This is a genomic window from Paenibacillus sp. FSL W8-0187 (genome assembly GCF_037969755.1).
In the GTDB taxonomy this organism is placed as follows: domain Bacteria; phylum Bacillota; class Bacilli; order Paenibacillales; family Paenibacillaceae; genus Paenibacillus_AQ.
On sequence record NZ_CP150206.1, the window covers coordinates 7,040,874 to 7,056,990 of the forward strand.

16 protein-coding genes and 1 pseudogene are annotated in these 16,117 nt (G+C 51.3%); 6 read left to right on the forward strand and 11 right to left on the reverse strand.

Going from position 1 to position 16,117, the window contains the following annotated elements; genetic code table 11:
- Positions 1-118 precede the first annotated feature (118 nt).
- Positions 119-358, reverse strand: coding sequence for a hypothetical protein (locus tag MKY48_RS31885; RefSeq protein ID WP_339291927.1), 240 nt, complete (start codon positions 356-358; stop codon positions 119-121).
- Here MKY48_RS31885 and MKY48_RS31890 point away from each other — a divergent pair.
- On the forward strand, positions 357-1,391 hold the full coding sequence (locus tag MKY48_RS31890; protein WP_339291928.1) for a glycoside hydrolase family 18 protein: 1,035 nt from the start codon (positions 357-359) through the stop codon (positions 1,389-1,391). The genes MKY48_RS31885 and MKY48_RS31890 overlap by 2 nt on opposite strands.
- A 459-nt stretch (positions 1,392-1,850) precedes the next feature.
- Here the strand turns inward: MKY48_RS31890 and MKY48_RS31895 are convergent, their stop codons facing one another.
- Together MKY48_RS31895 and MKY48_RS31900 are read right to left on the reverse strand one after the other, a co-directional pair.
- Positions 1,851-2,069 (reverse strand): DUF378 domain-containing protein, encoded by a 219-nt coding sequence (locus MKY48_RS31895; protein ID WP_339291929.1) that lies wholly within the window; start codon positions 2,067-2,069, stop codon positions 1,851-1,853.
- A 167-nt stretch (positions 2,070-2,236) separates the two neighbouring features.
- Positions 2,237-3,133, reverse strand: a complete 897-nt coding sequence (locus MKY48_RS31900) for a LysR family transcriptional regulator (protein ID WP_339268679.1) — start codon at positions 3,131-3,133, stop codon at positions 2,237-2,239.
- A 158-nt stretch (positions 3,134-3,291) separates the two neighbouring features.
- Here MKY48_RS31900 and MKY48_RS31905 point away from each other — a divergent pair, with 158 nt between their 5' ends.
- On the forward strand, positions 3,292-4,335 hold the full coding sequence (locus MKY48_RS31905; RefSeq protein ID WP_339291930.1) for a putative sulfate exporter family transporter: 1,044 nt from the start codon (positions 3,292-3,294) through the stop codon (positions 4,333-4,335).
- 506 nt (positions 4,336-4,841) lie between these two features.
- On the forward strand, positions 4,842-6,311 hold the full coding sequence (locus MKY48_RS31910) for an alpha-amylase (protein WP_339268683.1): 1,470 nt from the start codon (positions 4,842-4,844) through the stop codon (positions 6,309-6,311).
- Between the two features lie 123 nt (positions 6,312-6,434).
- Here MKY48_RS31910 and MKY48_RS31915 read toward each other — a convergent pair whose 3' ends face one another.
- A complete protein-coding gene (locus MKY48_RS31915; protein ID WP_339268685.1) occupies positions 6,435-7,334 on the reverse strand; it encodes an ABC transporter permease subunit in 900 nt (299 codons plus the stop codon).
- Between the two features lie 18 nt (positions 7,335-7,352).
- The gene (locus tag MKY48_RS31920) at positions 7,353-8,261 is read right to left on the reverse strand and encodes an ABC transporter permease (protein ID WP_339268687.1); all 909 of its coding nucleotides are present in this window, start codon (positions 8,259-8,261) and stop codon (positions 7,353-7,355) included.
- Between the two features lie 264 nt (positions 8,262-8,525).
- Between MKY48_RS31920 and MKY48_RS31925 the strand changes: the two genes are divergently transcribed.
- Positions 8,526-9,002 carry a glutathione peroxidase gene (locus MKY48_RS31925; RefSeq protein WP_339268689.1) on the forward strand — a complete coding sequence of 159 codons (477 nt, stop codon included), beginning with the start codon at positions 8,526-8,528 and terminating at the stop codon, positions 9,000-9,002.
- A gap of 163 nt (positions 9,003-9,165) precedes the next feature.
- Here the strand turns inward: MKY48_RS31925 and MKY48_RS31930 are convergent, their stop codons facing one another.
- On the reverse strand, positions 9,166-11,139 hold the full coding sequence (locus tag MKY48_RS31930; RefSeq protein ID WP_339291931.1) for a beta-L-arabinofuranosidase domain-containing protein: 1,974 nt from the start codon (positions 11,137-11,139) through the stop codon (positions 9,166-9,168).
- A gap of 136 nt (positions 11,140-11,275) precedes the next feature.
- On the opposite strand from MKY48_RS31930, the gene MKY48_RS31935 reads away from it, so the two are divergent.
- A complete protein-coding gene (locus MKY48_RS31935; RefSeq protein WP_339291932.1) occupies positions 11,276-12,100 on the forward strand; it encodes an AraC family transcriptional regulator in 825 nt (274 codons plus the stop codon).
- A 173-nt stretch (positions 12,101-12,273) separates the two neighbouring features.
- Here the strand turns inward: MKY48_RS31935 and MKY48_RS31940 are convergent, their stop codons facing one another.
- The 4 genes from MKY48_RS31940 to MKY48_RS31955 form a co-directional block, all read right to left on the reverse strand.
- Positions 12,274-12,675 carry a VOC family protein gene (locus tag MKY48_RS31940; RefSeq protein WP_076323841.1) on the reverse strand — a complete coding sequence of 134 codons (402 nt, stop codon included), beginning with the start codon at positions 12,673-12,675 and terminating at the stop codon, positions 12,274-12,276.
- A 28-nt stretch (positions 12,676-12,703) separates the two neighbouring features.
- The gene (locus MKY48_RS31945) at positions 12,704-13,201 is read right to left on the reverse strand and encodes an SRPBCC domain-containing protein (protein WP_076323840.1); all 498 of its coding nucleotides are present in this window, start codon (positions 13,199-13,201) and stop codon (positions 12,704-12,706) included.
- Between the two features lie 87 nt (positions 13,202-13,288).
- Complete coding sequence (locus MKY48_RS31950) at positions 13,289-13,633, reverse strand: metalloregulator ArsR/SmtB family transcription factor (protein ID WP_098749621.1); 345 nt, start codon at positions 13,631-13,633, stop codon at positions 13,289-13,291.
- Between the two features lie 155 nt (positions 13,634-13,788).
- Positions 13,789-14,529, reverse strand: coding sequence for an HAD family hydrolase (locus tag MKY48_RS31955; RefSeq protein ID WP_339291933.1), 741 nt, complete (start codon positions 14,527-14,529; stop codon positions 13,789-13,791).
- A gap of 205 nt (positions 14,530-14,734) precedes the next feature.
- Here MKY48_RS31955 and MKY48_RS31960 point away from each other — a divergent pair, with 205 nt between their 5' ends.
- Positions 14,735-15,619, forward strand: coding sequence for a methyltransferase domain-containing protein (locus tag MKY48_RS31960; protein ID WP_339293567.1), 885 nt, complete (start codon positions 14,735-14,737; stop codon positions 15,617-15,619).
- 322 nt (positions 15,620-15,941) lie between these two features.
- Here MKY48_RS31960 and MKY48_RS31965 read toward each other — a convergent pair.
- Positions 15,942-16,094: pseudogene (locus MKY48_RS31965) on the reverse strand (glycerate kinase); the annotation flags it as partial.
- Between the last annotated feature and the right edge of the window lie 23 nt (positions 16,095-16,117).

Here is a 16,117-nt window from a genome sequence, read left to right on the forward strand (position 1 = left end):
GTAAAAGAAAGAGCCTTCCTGACCACTCCTTAGCGTGCGGCTTTTCGCCCGCTTCAGAAATGTTAACGCTTACACACCAAGTGTATGGACCGCGGCACTATCCGTAAATATGTCATTTTCAATGGTCTAATGAAAACGGCTTCATGCCTTGGTATGACGGGCTTTTTACGTCCTTTCCACTCTTGTCATTGTCGTTTTCGGGTAGGAAAACATGTGGTTTTTGACCCTTCCCTTCTGGTAAATTGTCATCCAGGTCAATGGAATGATCCTTGACAGATGTCATATCTGACCGTAAGTTGGAAAAATAAACCGCAAAAGCAAAACTGACATATTCTAAAAGAAATGAGGTATTACGCATGTTGCCATCCTCCTGGATTTTAGCCGGCTACGCAGGGCGCAAGGTCTTATCCACGATCACGACCGAAGATGCCAAGCGGCTCACTCACTTGAATATCGCTTTCGCCCATATCCAAGAAGACAAGATTACGTATACCGATACGAACACCATTCACGAGATCCAACGCTTGAAAGCCGTCAATCCCGAATTAACCATACTGTTGTCCGTTGGCGGCTGGGGCTCCGACGGATTCTCGGAAGCTGCAGCCACGCCCGAAGGAAGACAAAGCGTGTGCGAATCGGCGATCAAGCTGCTGCAAGAGTTTCCATTCGACGGCATTGACCTGGACTGGGAGTATCCATGCTACTCGATAGCCGGAACGGTGGCATCGCCAAGTGACAAGGAGAACTTCACACTGCTCCTGAAGGAGCTCCGGGAAACACTGGATCAGTACGGGCGGGGCAAGAAGCACTATCTGCTCACGATCGCGGCCGGAGCCGATCAATATTATATCGATGGCACCGAGATCCATAACATCCACCCCTATCTCGACTTCATTCAGCTGATGACGTACGACATGCGCGGCGGATTCCAGACGATGACGGGCCATCACACCAACCTGTACACCTCCACCGGCGATCTGTTCCGAATCAGTGTCGATGCTTCCGTCCGCCTGTTCACCCTAGCCGGTGTGCCGCGCGAAAAAATCGTGATCGGCGCCGCATTCTACTCCAGGAAGTGGAAGGATGTGCCGGATGTCAACAACGGTTACCTCCAGGTAGCTCCATCTTCTGGCGGTTACGGTCCGACCTATACCCAGCTCGCAGCCGAGTATTTTAACAATTCTTCATATAAGCGGTACTGGGACGATGAAGCCAAAGCTCCCTATTTATTCGACGGCAGCAGCTTCATCACTTACGATGATGCCGAATCCCTGACTCATAAATGCAAATATATACAAGATCAAGGCTTGGCTGGTATTATGTTCTGGGAATACAGCTGTGATGCGACACACAGCCTGCTGGATGCAATGTACAAAGCATTCCACTCCTAAAGGAAGCAGAAACTTGCCTGAGCCTAACAGCCTCACTCCCCTTCAGTGTGTCTTTATTTCGCTATTCGTTCCGGACTCTTTCCTTATCGTGAATGAGTCCTTTTTCACTGCTTACGCAAAAAAAGAGGCTAACGACAGATAAAATGTAATGTTTTCTGCCATGTTGTTAACTTCCGATTATTGCGCTGCAATGGCTTGGCTTTATTCTAGGAGTTCCTTCCGAACTCCGTAAATATGTCGTTTTTATCTTTAACTATAGAGCATACAAAGCCTCATAAACACTGGAAATTTCATACTGCATATGTTGATCTTGCACCTTACATGAGGTTTACAATTCACTGACCATCTTGGAATTTGCACACAAAAAAAGCCATTCCTGAACACGGAACGGCTTTTTTCATCTAGGAGAGAATCGATATCTCTCTTTATTTATGTCATTTATATGTCATTAAATGTAACTCATCTAACTGTCTTTCGGTCGTCATTCGTAACATCACCAAAGAAGCGGATCGAGTACAATGCACACAGACCGACAATCGTATAGATAATACGGGACCCTGCGGAGCTCTGTCCTCCAAATAATGCAGCTACCAGGTCGTATTGAAACAGGCCGACCAAAAGCCAGTTAATGCCCCCAATAATCAATAACAGCAAAGCAATTGTATTAAATGTTCTCATCGCTTAACACCCCCTTGCGTCCGATTTTCACATCATTCGTTACATGGTTTGTTATTCTAAGGATTTTAGTATCTATTTTTAACCATTTACGGCGTTTGTAATCATGCCCGAACAAAAAAACATTCCCTAAGACCGGGATGTTCTTGCACCGAGATCGTTCTCTTCCTTTAGACTCCCTTGGGGAAACCGCGTTTATGATGCAGAAGCTCGAGAAATACCTCAACCGCCTTGGTATGATAAGGTGTCTTCTGTGTAATCCATGAGAACTGCCGGGCCACCGGCTTGCCGTTCGGTAGCAGCATATGCAGCGTTCCGAGCTGAACCTCCTTGCGCACCGCCCATCGCGACAGCAGCGTGACGCCAAGGCCTGCCTCCACGGATTCCTTGATCAGCTGGGTGCTTCCAAACTCCACGATATGCTGAGGGTGAATATGATACCGTGAGAACATCCGCTCCGTTGCCGCGCGGGTGCCTGATCCAGCTTCTCTGACAATCCAGGTCTCATCTGCAAGTTCGGAGAGCGATATCTCTTGCAGATGGTCATACCGCCCGCCCCGGGGAACCATCACCACCATCTCATCCTCGGCAAAGGCCTCGATATGCAGCTTATCATCCTGATAATCCCCCTCCACGATGCCGATATCCGCCTCATGGCGCAGTATCATCTCCCCCACCTCCGTGGTGTTCCCGATCATAATCGATGGGCGGATCAAGGGATAATGTTCCCTCATATAAGCGATCAAATGCGGCAGCATATATTCCCCAAAGGTGTAACTGGAGCCAATGGACAAATTGCCGCTTGCCCGATGCATCAAATCGTCCACAAGCGTGTTCATGCGGGTGTACAGACCCAGAATGTCCCTCGCATGGTGATACACGATCTCTCCGGCTTTCGTCAGCCGGACATATTTATTGGTTCGCTCCAGCAGCTTGGTGCCAACTGACCGCTCGAGCGATTGGATATATTGGCTTACCGCGGGCTGTGTCATCAGCAGTTCCTCGGCCGCACGGGTAAAATTCCCCTTCTCTACCACCGTAACGAATACCTCCAATGTTGGATCCACCTTTGGGCCTCCTTCGTTTGCAATATCCACAAATGGTTATGAGTTATATTACCATAACTTATCACTTATGATGATCATCATAATGATTTATTTTTCTTATCCAGTGGAATGAGATACGATGGGTTCAGACCAACCGAACGAATCGGAGGTTACATCTTATGACAGAGCCAGCTTATTCCAAATCACAAGAACACGTCCATCGCCTGGTTCGATGGACACAGCATACGCTGCCCGCAGCCGCAGGCGGCATTGCCTTTACCTTTGTCATCGCCCTCATCGGTTACGCATTAGCAAGCGTGCCAGGCCTTGGCTACCTTGGCCAGCTCGCATGGGCGATTCTCATCGCCGCGATATACCGGCAGTTGCGCGGTTACCCGGAGAGACTTCGCATTGGAATCCAATTCACGGCCAAGCGGCTGCTGCGTGTAGCGATCATACTATATGGCTTAAAGCTGAATATCGGCATCGTGTTCCAGCAAGGCCTTGGTTTAATGATGAGGGATGTCATCAGCGTTGTATTTGCCATTGCGCTTACCCTGCTGATTGCCAAATGGCTGAGGGCCGATATGTCCCTGTCCCTCCTGCTCGGCATTGGAACCGGGGTATGCGGTGCGGCGGCTATTGCTGCCGTATCCCCGATTCTCAAGGCGAAGGAGAAGGACACCGCGCTTGGAGCAGGGCTTATCGCCTTTCTTGGAACCATCGTTGCCATCGGATATACCCTTGTCCAGCCGCTGCTTCCTTTAACAGACACTCAATACGGCGTGTGGTCTGGCGTAAGTCTTCATGAAATCGCCCATGTGGCACTGGCAGCTGCTCCGGCAGGTGAGGACGCCCTTGCGATTAGTCTGCTTGCCAAGCTGGGACGCGTATTTTTGCTTGTACCACTCAGTATCGCACTCATGGTCTGGATGAAGCGCACCGGGCGTTTACAGAGTCAAACACGGATGGAGTTTCCCTGGTTCCTGCTGGGCTTCATGGCAGCGAGTGTACTGGGAAGCTGGGAATTTACCGGACAACCGATCATTCCCCTGCCAATCAAGGATTGGATCTCTCAGGCAGCCTCCTTCATTCTTGCCATGGCCATGGTGGGACTTGGCCTGAATGTCCACTTGAAGGATATACGCGGTGCCTGGCGGCCGCTGCTGGCCATGTCCATCACCACCGTGCTGCTGATCCTGCTTACTTATGCCATGGCATAAGTAAGCGGAAGGCAGCCAGTGTGTAAGGAACGAACACCATCCCTAGCGTTGAACTTTTGCGCAGGGGATGGTGTTTTTTTCGTACATGATCAGCCTGGGGGGCGTGTGTTGCCGCCGGTTTCGGGATCTTCCTCCCCTTGCTTCCTTATTACCGGAGCTTATCCAGGCGGCATGAAGGTATCCGCTTTGATTTGCCTCTTCACACATTAGATGGATCTTCTAAGGCTATCAATCACTCCTTGATGAACACCCTCATGCCAAAGACTCCCTATGAACAAGTCTCCCAATGTGTAGAGCTTACGATCCTCCCCCAAATCAAAAACCCGCGACGCAGATTCTCCAAGTCTCCCAAGGAACCCCCGTCTTTTTCTTTCCATTTTAGGGTAAAACTAAATGTAGGCGATCCGCCTATTCCAGGTGGAAGGTTTAGCTCCCCTGCTTTCTTGGGTATTTGAGCTTAGTATGCAGTATTCATGCAGAGCTATCATGATAGAGGAGATGGATGTATGCAACGAAATCATACGATTATGCAATTCTTCGAATGGCATGTTGCTGCCGATGGCTCGCACTGGAACCGACTCAAGAACGCAGCCCCGGAGCTGAGCAAGGCAGGGATCGATGCGGTATGGATTCCTCCGGTGACGAAGGCATCGTCCGCTGAGGACAATGGTTATGGCGTATACGACCTGTATGATCTGGGAGAGTTCGACCAGAAGGGAACGGTTCGCACGAAGTATGGAACCAAACAGGAATTGATCGATGCCATTGCGGCCTGCCACAAGAACGGGATTGCCGTCTATGTGGATCTGGTCATGAACCATAAGGCGGGCGCAGATGAAACCGAGCGGTTTCGGGTTGTGCAGGTCGACGAGATGGATCGGACCAAGGATATATCCAAGCCATTCGAGATTGAAGGCTGGACCAAATTCACCTTCCCTGGCCGAGGGGATCAATACTCCTCGTTTCAATGGAATTTCACGCATTTTAACGGTACCGATTACGACGATATCAGCAAGCGTTCAGGCATTTACCGGATCGTCGGCGAGAATAAGTCATGGAGCGATAACGTTGACAATGAATTCGGCAATTACGACTACCTGATGTTTGCCAACATTGATTACGGTCATCCGGATGTACGCCAGGAAATGGTGGCATGGGGCAAGTGGCTGGTGGATACGCTGCAATGCAGTGGTTTCCGGCTGGATGCGATCAAGCATATTAACCATGACTTCATTAAAGAATTTGCCACCGCCATGAAGAAAAAGCGTGGAGATGATTTTTACATCGTGGGCGAGTTCTGGAATCCCGAGCTTCAAGACTGCCGAAACTTTCTGGATACGGTGGATTACAGGATCGATCTGTTTGACGTGTCTCTTCACTATAAACTCCAAGCAGCTTCCAAAGCCGGCCGTTCCTTTGACCTGCGGACGATCTTTGACGATACGCTTGTTCAATCGCACCCGATGAATGCTGTCACGTTTGTGGACAACCACGACTCACAGCCGCAGGAATCACTGGAATCCTGGGTGGAGGATTGGTTCAAGCAGAGCGCTTATGCGTTGATCCTGCTGCGAAAGGACGGTTATCCTTCCGTCTTCTATGGCGATTATTACGGAATCGGCGGCGAGAAGCCCATTCCCGGCAAAAGGGAAGCGATTGACCCGCTGCTCTATGCCAGAGCGAATCGGGCGTATGGCGAGCAGGATGATTATTTTGACCATCCGAATACGATAGGCTGGGTTCGCCGCGGCATCCAGGAAATCGAGTTCTCCGGCTGCGCTGTGGTCATTGCCAATGGCGAAGCCGGGGATAAGCGGATGTTTGTCGGCGAGCATCGAGCCGGAGAGGTATGGGTGGATCTGACCCGCACCCGGAAGGATCGCATAACGATCGGCAAGGATGGTTTCGCTCTTTTTCCGGTGAATGGCGGCAGTGTATCTGTCTGGGCTCATCCGGATATTCCCGTAAAAGGGTAAGCAGCAGCATTTGAACAAAAAAAGACCGGAACGATGGGTTTCGCCAGCACTCCTAATGTGTAGGAAAACATCTGGCGCAAGTCCTCATCCTTCCGGTTTTTCGCGTTAACGGCTACGTACCGATCAGCCTTTAACCTGATAACGACGGCGCAGGCCCTCGCCTAACAGGTTGAACGTGATGATTAGCAGCATCATCGCAAATGCGGGATAGACAACGAATTGGAACTTTCCTAACCATATATCCGCTCGATTCTTGGACAGAATCGTCGCCCAGTTATACCCGGTCTCCACAAATTCCATGACATAATAATTAACTTCCTTCCACTCATGACCAAGAAAGATGTTCACGATCGCAAGTTGGCCAAGCAGCAGCATGACCTTTCCCATATCCAAACAGAAGTTGACGATCACCTCGGGGAACATGACCGGAATATAATAATTCTTGGTCAATGTCCTCGTGCGAAGTCCTAACGCGGTTCCGGCCTCCATGTAAGGCTCGCTTGCCATTTTGTGGGCCTGCTGCTGTATCGTTATCGCAACACGTCCGGCTTCAACGCTGGCCAGAATTAGAATGGCCCAGCCCATCCGCTGCTGGGAGAAGAGAAAGAACGGAAGCGCAAGCAGCAAGGCCGAGGCGAAGACCGGCGGCAAATAGGAGCACAGCTGGTTCCAGAAGGTAATGAACCGGTGGGTGAAACCTTTTTTCTTACGAGCGATCAATCCCAGGGGCACACCTATCGCATATCGAACAGCCGTAATCCCCAGCACAAGCAGGATCGTATCCTTGGCGGTCACTACGAGCTTGCTCAGGTTATCGACCCCCTTCTTATCCGATCCCAGCCAGTTCTTCGAAGAAGGTTTAAAGGGCGGAAGCGTCAGCTTCTGCTTCCCGTCCTTCATCACCCATCTGGAGGTTTCCTGTTTCAACTCTTTATCGATAAAGGGCATATACGGCCCCGCCAGCATAACAAAAACAAAGAAGGCCAGCAGCGTGCCGCCAATCCATAAAGGGACATTCTTCAAGTCGACTCACCTCATTTCTTATCGTGGATCAAAGTATTTGCGTGCTGATTGACTGATCCATTGAACGATCATGAACAGCACCATGAAAGAAAACGTGATATAAATAATGACCCCCGGCTCATAATTGGACCCGGTGCCGCTGAACGTGTTGAAGTCCAGCGCCTGAAACAGTCTCCATGCCGCTCCCGGATAGTTGCGGTAATATTCCACGACGAGCAGGTTGGACAATATGAAGACGAGCAGGCCCGGAAGATGGGTCAGGATGGTCGCGATGCCGTTGCGCAGCATATGTTTGTATACGACCTTCCGGTCACTAAGCCCCTTGGCTTTAGCCAGCAGTATGTATAACTTTCCCTCCTGTGCAAGCAGAGAAGCCGAAGTGATTCGAGCAATGAAGAAAATCGGGTAAATCGACACGAGCAGCGAAGGCAGCACGAAAGCCTCCCAGCCATCAACCGCAAAATAGCGGATAGCCGGAACATACTTAATGAGCACCCACTGGGCGATCAGCATCAGAAAAAAATCCGGAATGGATTGGAACAGCCATGTGGTCCAGTGTCCCAGCACATTGAATTTGGTCTTGGACAATTTGTAGTCAAGGACTCCCTTCAGAATGCCGAACACGAATCCAATGATTAAAGCGGATACAATAACGAGCAGGCTTTTACCGACGGCTCCAAAAGCGGCGGCTTCCGAAGACTGGCCGGTATACTGCGATTCCCCCAGCGTCCCGTTCTGAATGGCATTTGCAAAATAATCGCGAATATACGTAACATACTCACCCAGATCAAAGGAATAATTCGTCACCCACAAATTGCTGTCCAGCGACAGATTCAAATCCCTCGGAACCAGGACAATGAGGACGATGAACATAAAAGCGAGCAGGCTGGTTACCGTCGTTTTGAGCATTTGTGTTTTTAATCTCATAAAGTCCTCCCACACATAGTTTCAGCAGTACCCTCTTGTTTCATCTGCTTAAATACTTATTCTACTACTACCATATATCTCCTAAATTAGTCCAGATGAAAACACAAAATTTTACTCTCTATATTTCCGCATCATGTATTGCATTCCAGCTTTTGTCATGCATATAGCATATAATTGCCGCTGCCGTTTCTAGCAAATTGCAATCCATGGCGAAAGAATATACTCTGATTGTATATACATCTCATTGGAGGAGGTTCTACGGCGATGTCCATCTATGAATATGAAGTAAAAACGATACGCGGCGAGTCCCAAACGCTCAAATCTTATGAAGGCGACGTCATGCTCATTGTCAATACAGCGACCAAATGCGGCTTTGCCCCTCAATTCGACGGTCTGGAGAAGCTGCACCAAACTTACCGCGACCAAGGATTGGCCGTTCTCGGTTTCCCCAGCAGTCAGTTCATGAATCAAGAGCTGGAGGAGGACTCCGCGATCGAGGAGGCCTGCAAGCTCAATCATGGCGTCACCTTCCCGTTGTTCTCCAAAATTGATGTGAATGGCACGAACGCTCATCCGCTCTACCGGCATTTGACGAGCGAAGCTCCCGGCGCGTTGGGCATTAAAGCGATTAAATGGAACTTCACCAAGTTCCTTGTGGACCGCAGCGGCAGAGTTGTCAAGCGCTTTGCGCCAACCGATACTCCGGAGAAAATAGAAGAGGATATCAAGAAGCTGTTATAAAAGCAGGCAGCCGATTCGGATAAAAAAGGGCTTGCCCGAGGTCCATCGACCTTGGGCAAGCCCTTCATGTTATGCGACCGGCATCGTCAATACTTTGCCATTGCATCCTCTGTATGCTGGTGTTCTGTCAGCTCCCTATTCGGGAGATCCGTCTTTACGATCTTTATACGGTGTGCGGCAGTTCGCGCACCCAGACGGCCATTTCATTCTCGCCGCGGTTGCCCCATAAATAGTACGGAATGGCCTTTAATGCCGCAGGAAGCCTCTTTTTCGGAGAGGAACGATACAGTTCATCGCCCCAATCATCAGACTCTTCAAGCCATCCATCCCCTTCAATGATAACGGCACCGCCGAGAAAATCCGGGTCGAATCGGGAATGAAGCTTCGGATCGCCTGCGAGCGACAGCGAGGATACCGGCGCTCCATGATCGACGCTCTCCAGGCAGTATACTAGCGGTCCCCGCTGAATCGAGGCCCTGCCGGCATTCTCCCGTATATTGGGATTAGCTCTTACTTGATGAATCTCCATGGAGAATGCCAGTTCCACCGTGTCCCCCGGCGCCCACTCTCTCTTCACGTAGGCATAGCCGTCTTCGGTAATATCCTCCACGATCACCTTTTGCCCGTTCACCCGCATAACGGCTTTGCCCTGCGACCAATCCGGAATGCGGAGAGCGACGGTCCACTCGACTGCCTGCTCAGGCTGAATCGTAAGCATAACATTCCCGTCCCACGGCAGCGCGCTGGTCTGGGTTACCTTCACCGGCACGTCCCCAAACCGGACCTCCGCTTCGCCGCCGATGTACAGATGGGTATACAGCGTGTCGTCATTCATCGTATACACGTATTCACCCAGCGACGACAGCAATCTCGCCACGTTTGGCGGGCAGCAAGCGCAGGCGAACCATCCCGGCCGAACCGGCTTCACATGGAACTTGCCCGGATTATGACGGCAGGCTGTAGGCCATACCTCAAGCGGATTCACATAGAAGAAATGCCGTCCGTCCTGAGCCATGCTGCCAATGACCGTGTTGAACAGCGCACGCTCCATTACGTCCGCATACTCCGATTTTGGTGACAGCTGCAGCATGCGCTGGGCAAAAAAGATCAACCCGATGGATGCGCAGGTCTCGGAATATACGGTATCGTTCGGCAGATCGTAATCCGTCGTAAACGCCTCGCCGTGATGAGTGGAGCCGATCCCCCCGGTAATGTACATCTGTTTGCGGACTATGTTATGCCACAGATTAACGCAAGCCTCAAGCAGAGCAGGGTCTTTCGTTCTGGCGGCTAAATCCGCCATCGCCGTATACATATAAACAGCACGGACCGAATGCCCAACCGCCTCCTTCTGTTCCCTGACCGGCAGGTGGCTCTGATGATAAGCCAAATGCGGCGGGTGCAGTACTGAGGGGTAGAAGGACTTCTTCCCTCGCTGTTCCCACTCCTGAAGGAAGAAGTGGGGTTCTGTCCCGCGCTCATCTATAAAATATTGACTCAGACTCAAATATCTCGGTTCCTGAGTCACCTCGTACAATTTGACCAGTGCCAGCTCAATCTCCTGATGGCCATCGAACCCATGGATTTTGCCATCCTCGGGTCCAAAGACGGTATCGATATAATCCGCCAATCGGCACACCACATCCAGCAGCTTTCGCTTGCCCGTCGCCCGGTAATGCGCAACCCCGGCTTCAATCATATGGCCGGCGCAATACAGCTCATGGCAATCCGTCAGATTGGTCCAGCGCTTCTCCGGCTCCTTCACCGTAAAGTACATATTCAGATAGCCATCCGGCTGCTGGGCAGCGGCTACAAGATCGATCAGCTCATCCACCTGCTCCTCCAGCTTCGGATCCGGATGAATGGCAAGCGAATAAGCCGCAGCCTCAAGCCATTTGGCGACATCGCTGTCCTGAAACACCATGCCGCCGTATTCACCCTCCTCCCTGCCGGCAGCAATTTGAAAATTGGACACGCCATAACTCGGTTCCACACCCGGAATTCGATCATGGAGAGCTTCATATTGGTATGGGATCACCACTTCCCTTACCAGTTCTATGTAACGGGACCAGAAAGGATCCGTCAGTTTCACTTGCTTAAGGGGGACGGCGGCTGAACGCGAAGTAAGAGTAATCATCTTGGATATACACTCCTTTGGAATTCATAAGATAAAGCCTCGACACTTCCCATTCTACGTTCTATGATAGGATGAAAACGATAACATAATCGACCTAATTTCTTATACGATTTCACACTTCCCTGGAGGTGTTACCATGACGGAACGGAGTGTTCTTTCCTTTCCTTCGCCGCCGCTCCCCTACTTTCTTGAATCAGGAAAAACACATTATATGCCGGGCGAGTCGCATCCCAACCGGAGAAACCTTGGCGTTTTCGATCTCATCCTGGTTCAACGTGGCTGCTTGTTCCTGGGCGAGGAGGATATGCAGTGGGCGCTTGGCCCAGGGGACTCCGTTGTATTATTGCCGGATGCGTACCATTACGCCGTGCAGGGGTGCCAAGAGGAAACCTCCTTTTATTGGCTGCATTTTCAGTCCGCGGCATCAAGTGCAGCCGATGATGATTCGATCTCACACAACATAAAGCTGCCGAGGCATGGCCCTATCCCTTATCCGGAGCAAGCCTATCAACTGTTCGATTCCCTGCACCTGCTGGCAACGGAACCGAGGTCCACGGCATTTTGGCGGGAACAAACGCTGTTTATCCAGCTGCTGGAGCTGCTGGACCCGTCAAGATCGGATCAGGAGCAATCACGGGTACGCAAAATAGCGGAGCAGGTAGAGTCCTATATCAAAATGCATTACCGTGAGCCCATCAGCAACGCACGTTTATCGTCCGACCTGCATTTCCACTACAATTACTTGACGCGCTGCATGAAAGAATCGCACGGCGTGACGCCAACGGAATACCTGCTGCAATACCGCCTGGACCAGGCGAAGCGGCTGCTGTTAACCACCCAGTGGTCGATGGCGCGGATTGCGGAGCATGTGGGGTTTCAATACCCGCCTTATTTCTCCCGCCGCTTCTCCGCACGTTTCGGCCTATCGCCTCTGCAATTCCGAAAGCAGTATACGGAGTAAGAAGCGAAGATGGGGCCAGCTTCGAGACACCCTACACTCTGCCATTCGGTTGGCAATGGGGATCGGCGGGGCCTTGATCGCAGAGCAACGAGCTGGCGATGCAATTATCAGCAGCAAAAAGAGACGGACCCCTCTAGGGCCCGTCTCTAATGAATCGATTGCGTAACGTAACGTTACGCTTCATTCGGCAGATTAAGCTGCCATGATACGCCGAACTTGTCCGCGATCCAGCCGAATTTTTGGCTAAATCCATAGTTGTCCAGCGGCATCATCGCACCTCCGCCATCAATTAATGCCCCGTACACCTTCTCGATCTCCGCTTCCGACTCGCAAGTCAGATAGATGGAGAAGGAAGGCGTGAACGTAAAATCATGCTTCACATTGCTGTCGATGCACATGAACGTTTGCCCCTTCAACGAAAAGGCGGCATGCATAACGCTTCCCTCGGTTCCCGGCTGATTGGGGCCATAACGGGCAATACTGGTTATTTCGGAATCCTCAATAATGGAAACGTAATGGTTCATGGCTTCTTCGGCATTACCTTGGAACATTAAAAACGGGGTAACACTCTTCATGGACAATACACCCTCCTTGTTCATCTGATTAGGATGGGTAGTTAATATTTCCTGTCTCGAGCAGCTGCTTCAAGCCCTCAAACATATAACCCCATCCATGTTCGGTTTGGGTATGATACTCCGTGAGCGCCTTCTCGATATCCTCTGCGGTCCAATCTTCCTCGTGAGGAACAACAATCTCTTGCGTGAATGTCATGTCACATCCTGCGTCCACGGCTTTGAACTCAACCGTTATTTGGTCCACGGTTTCGCTGAACTGGGGCATCCTGAAGGTAAGCACCAGCTTGTGAGGCCGGTCGATTACAAGATACTCCCCAATGGCCCGGTACTCCTTGCCTTCCCGAACGTCAACAATCTCCCAGGTTCCGCCCACGCGAGGATCATTACGGGCGATCTTGTTCGTCGTTTCCATCGTAAACAACCATTTGCGCATCATGTCGGGGTTTAACCAAGCATCAAACACTCGTTCCGGCGCTACCTCAAACAAGCGTTTCATGACCAGTGTAGTTGTAGAGGCTTTCTCCAATGTAAATCATCCTTCTCTTATTAAAAGTGTATTCCGTCTGTTTCCCCTAGTTCTCATCGTTGTCCAGGATGTTCAGCCGTATTCCTGTTAATGCTCCTCCTTCTTCGCTTTGTTCAGCTCACGTTCCAATGCATCAAATTGCCGGGTCCAGAATCGTTCGTAGAATTGCAGCCATTCCATCGCCCTGGACATGACGCCCGGATTGAGACGACAGGTATGTGTCCGTCCCTGAATGGATCGATCCAGCAGGCCGGAGCGCTCCAGCACCTTAATATGCTTGGAGGCTGCCGCAAGCGACATGTCAAACGGCTCGGCCAGCTCGGATACGGTCCGCTCCTGCGCCGCGATCATACGCACCATCTCTCTTCGGGTCGGGTCAGCCAGTGCGTGGAAGATGTGATCCAGTTGTTCTTCGTTATTTTGTTCAACCATATGGTTAACTATAATAGATGAATCCCATAAAGTCAACCAATTGGTTGACTATTGGGCAACAAAAAAAGCCAAGCCCTCCATTTAAAGGGTCTGGCCACGATAAATCTTTTACTCGATCCTGCCACGGCAGCACTTTACGCTCGCCACAACATTTTTTATCCGATAACCTCATCAAGCAGCCGCTCCAGCTCGCCATAACTCGTCACGGTATGCTGCGGTTGATGCTCCGATTCCGGCCCAACCCTCCGGTGATTGAACCAAATCACATGCCAGCCCGCAGCCAGGGCGCCAACCACATCATTGCGCCACGAATCCCCGATGTAATAGGAGCCCTCCGGCACCGTTCCGGTCAGCCGATTCACATGGTGGAAGATCCGCGGATCGGGTTTGTCCCAGCCCACGGCTCCGGATACGAACAGACGCTCCTCCGGTATGAGGTCACCCAGCTGCATAGCTGCGATTTTATTCATCTGGTGTTCCGCCGGACCATTGGTAATCAAGCCAACGATATGCCCGGCATCCGCCAATTTCTTAAGAAGCTCCCAGGCGCCTTCAAACATCGTGATGGTATACTGTCGGTCCAGGTAGGTCTGCTGTACCGCCTCAGCCTCCTCGAGGGTCAGCTGTATGCCGAATTCGGCCAACGCGTATTGAAAACGACGCCTGCGCATATCCTCAACCGCTTCCCCATAAGCTGCCGTGCCAGCCCCTCCGAGCTCTACGGACAGCTTATCGCTGTAATAGCGCATCCGGTGATAGGCGGCTTCATAAGGAAACGCACCATCAGGCCGGGCAACCTCCTGAACGGCATCGCGAAAAGGCGCCAGATGGTCATACAATGTATCATCCACATCGAAGAAGATCCCCTTCGGTGATATTGGTGTCTTCATACGCATCCCTCTTCCTCATTCGATCTCTCTATTGTACCCTCATCGGCACTCCCCGGGTCAAGCCTATCTGTTAATAAGTTCCTTTCCTATGATATGATGGCAGTAAAGCGGCAGAAAACGGCAATGGGAGCCTTCATCCGTACTCTCGGAAGCCAGGAAAGCGCCAATTGCAATGCCCGATTCATGTATCCGGATAAGGAGATGACTAATGATGACCAAGAATATGACCGACGTGTGGAGTAAGGATTTCGTTCCCGAGGGCAACCGTGCCAGCAACGTGGACCGTTTCACCGGCTTTGAGGATACCTATGATCAGCATCGCCCCGAAGCACCCCAGGAGGTTGTCGCCTTGCTGACAGGATATTTGGAGCGCAAGCCCTCTCTTGTTGTCGACTTGGGATGCGGGACGGGCCTGTCCTCGTTTGCATGGAGAGACGCAGCGGACCAAGTCATCGGTGTCGAGCCGAATGACGATATGCGGAGCAAGGCCATGGCCAAACTGCAATCGCTGCAGCAAGAGGCTGACGCCAGCCACGATGTGCAGCTTGCCGACATCAAGTTCGTCTCCGGCTATTCGAACCAATTGGCGCTTCCGGATCAGTCCGCGGACATCATCACCTGTTCCCAATCCTTTCACTGGATGGACCCGGCCAGTACGTTGAAGGAGGTTTCCCGCGTACTGCGTGAGGAAGGGATATTCGCAGTATATGATTGCGATTGGCCGCCGAGCCTGACCTGGAAGGTCGAGCAATCCTACCATGAGCTGATCGAATGGGCAGAGGACATCATTGACCGCCATGTGGAGGCACAGGAGAAGGCCTATAAAGGGAATAAGAACGAGCATCTGAAGCATATCCGGGAGAGCGGGGTGTTCCGGTTCTCCAAAGAGATCGTATTCCATCATATGGAGCCGTTCACCGCCGAACGATATACCGGCCTTGCCGTCAGTCAAGGCGGTATTCAGACCGTGTTCAAGCTGAAACAGACTGAATTGAACGATAAAATCGCACAGTTCCATGCGCTGGTCGAGGAGCACTTCCAAGGGCGGACACTTCCCGTGATGCTCAGCTACCGCATGCGGCTTGGCATTAAATAAAGCAAGAAGATCGAAAGGGATAATCCCGAAGTCCTCGCGCATCAGCTGGGGAAGGGATATGAAGTATAACCGGCGTGGCTGAGAGGTTTGAGGTTCACCGAACCACCTCAGCACGCCTTTTTCATTAGCGAATAGGTCAACGCCTCCCTCGTCTATTTCCTTTATGAATGATTACTTGTATAAGGAAATCATGAGACGGACGATATTCTCCGACATTCTCTCCACGTTCTGCTGTCCGATGGCCAGTGCCTCCGGCTAGCGTAACAGTCCCTGGCACGATGCCAAAAATAGCGTCCGTCCCTTGATCGTACAGCACCTCGATTCCGTCACCGCCGTCCATCATGGGCACATGGATACAGGTTACCTTTGGATTCCCCTTCTTGATGCCGCATTCCATCGCCTCACAGACTTCTTTGGCGGTCATGCTCTCCTTAATTGAATCGGGCGCGAGTACAATTACACCATCCTGCTTCACTGTTATCCCCTGCCTCTCCTTCA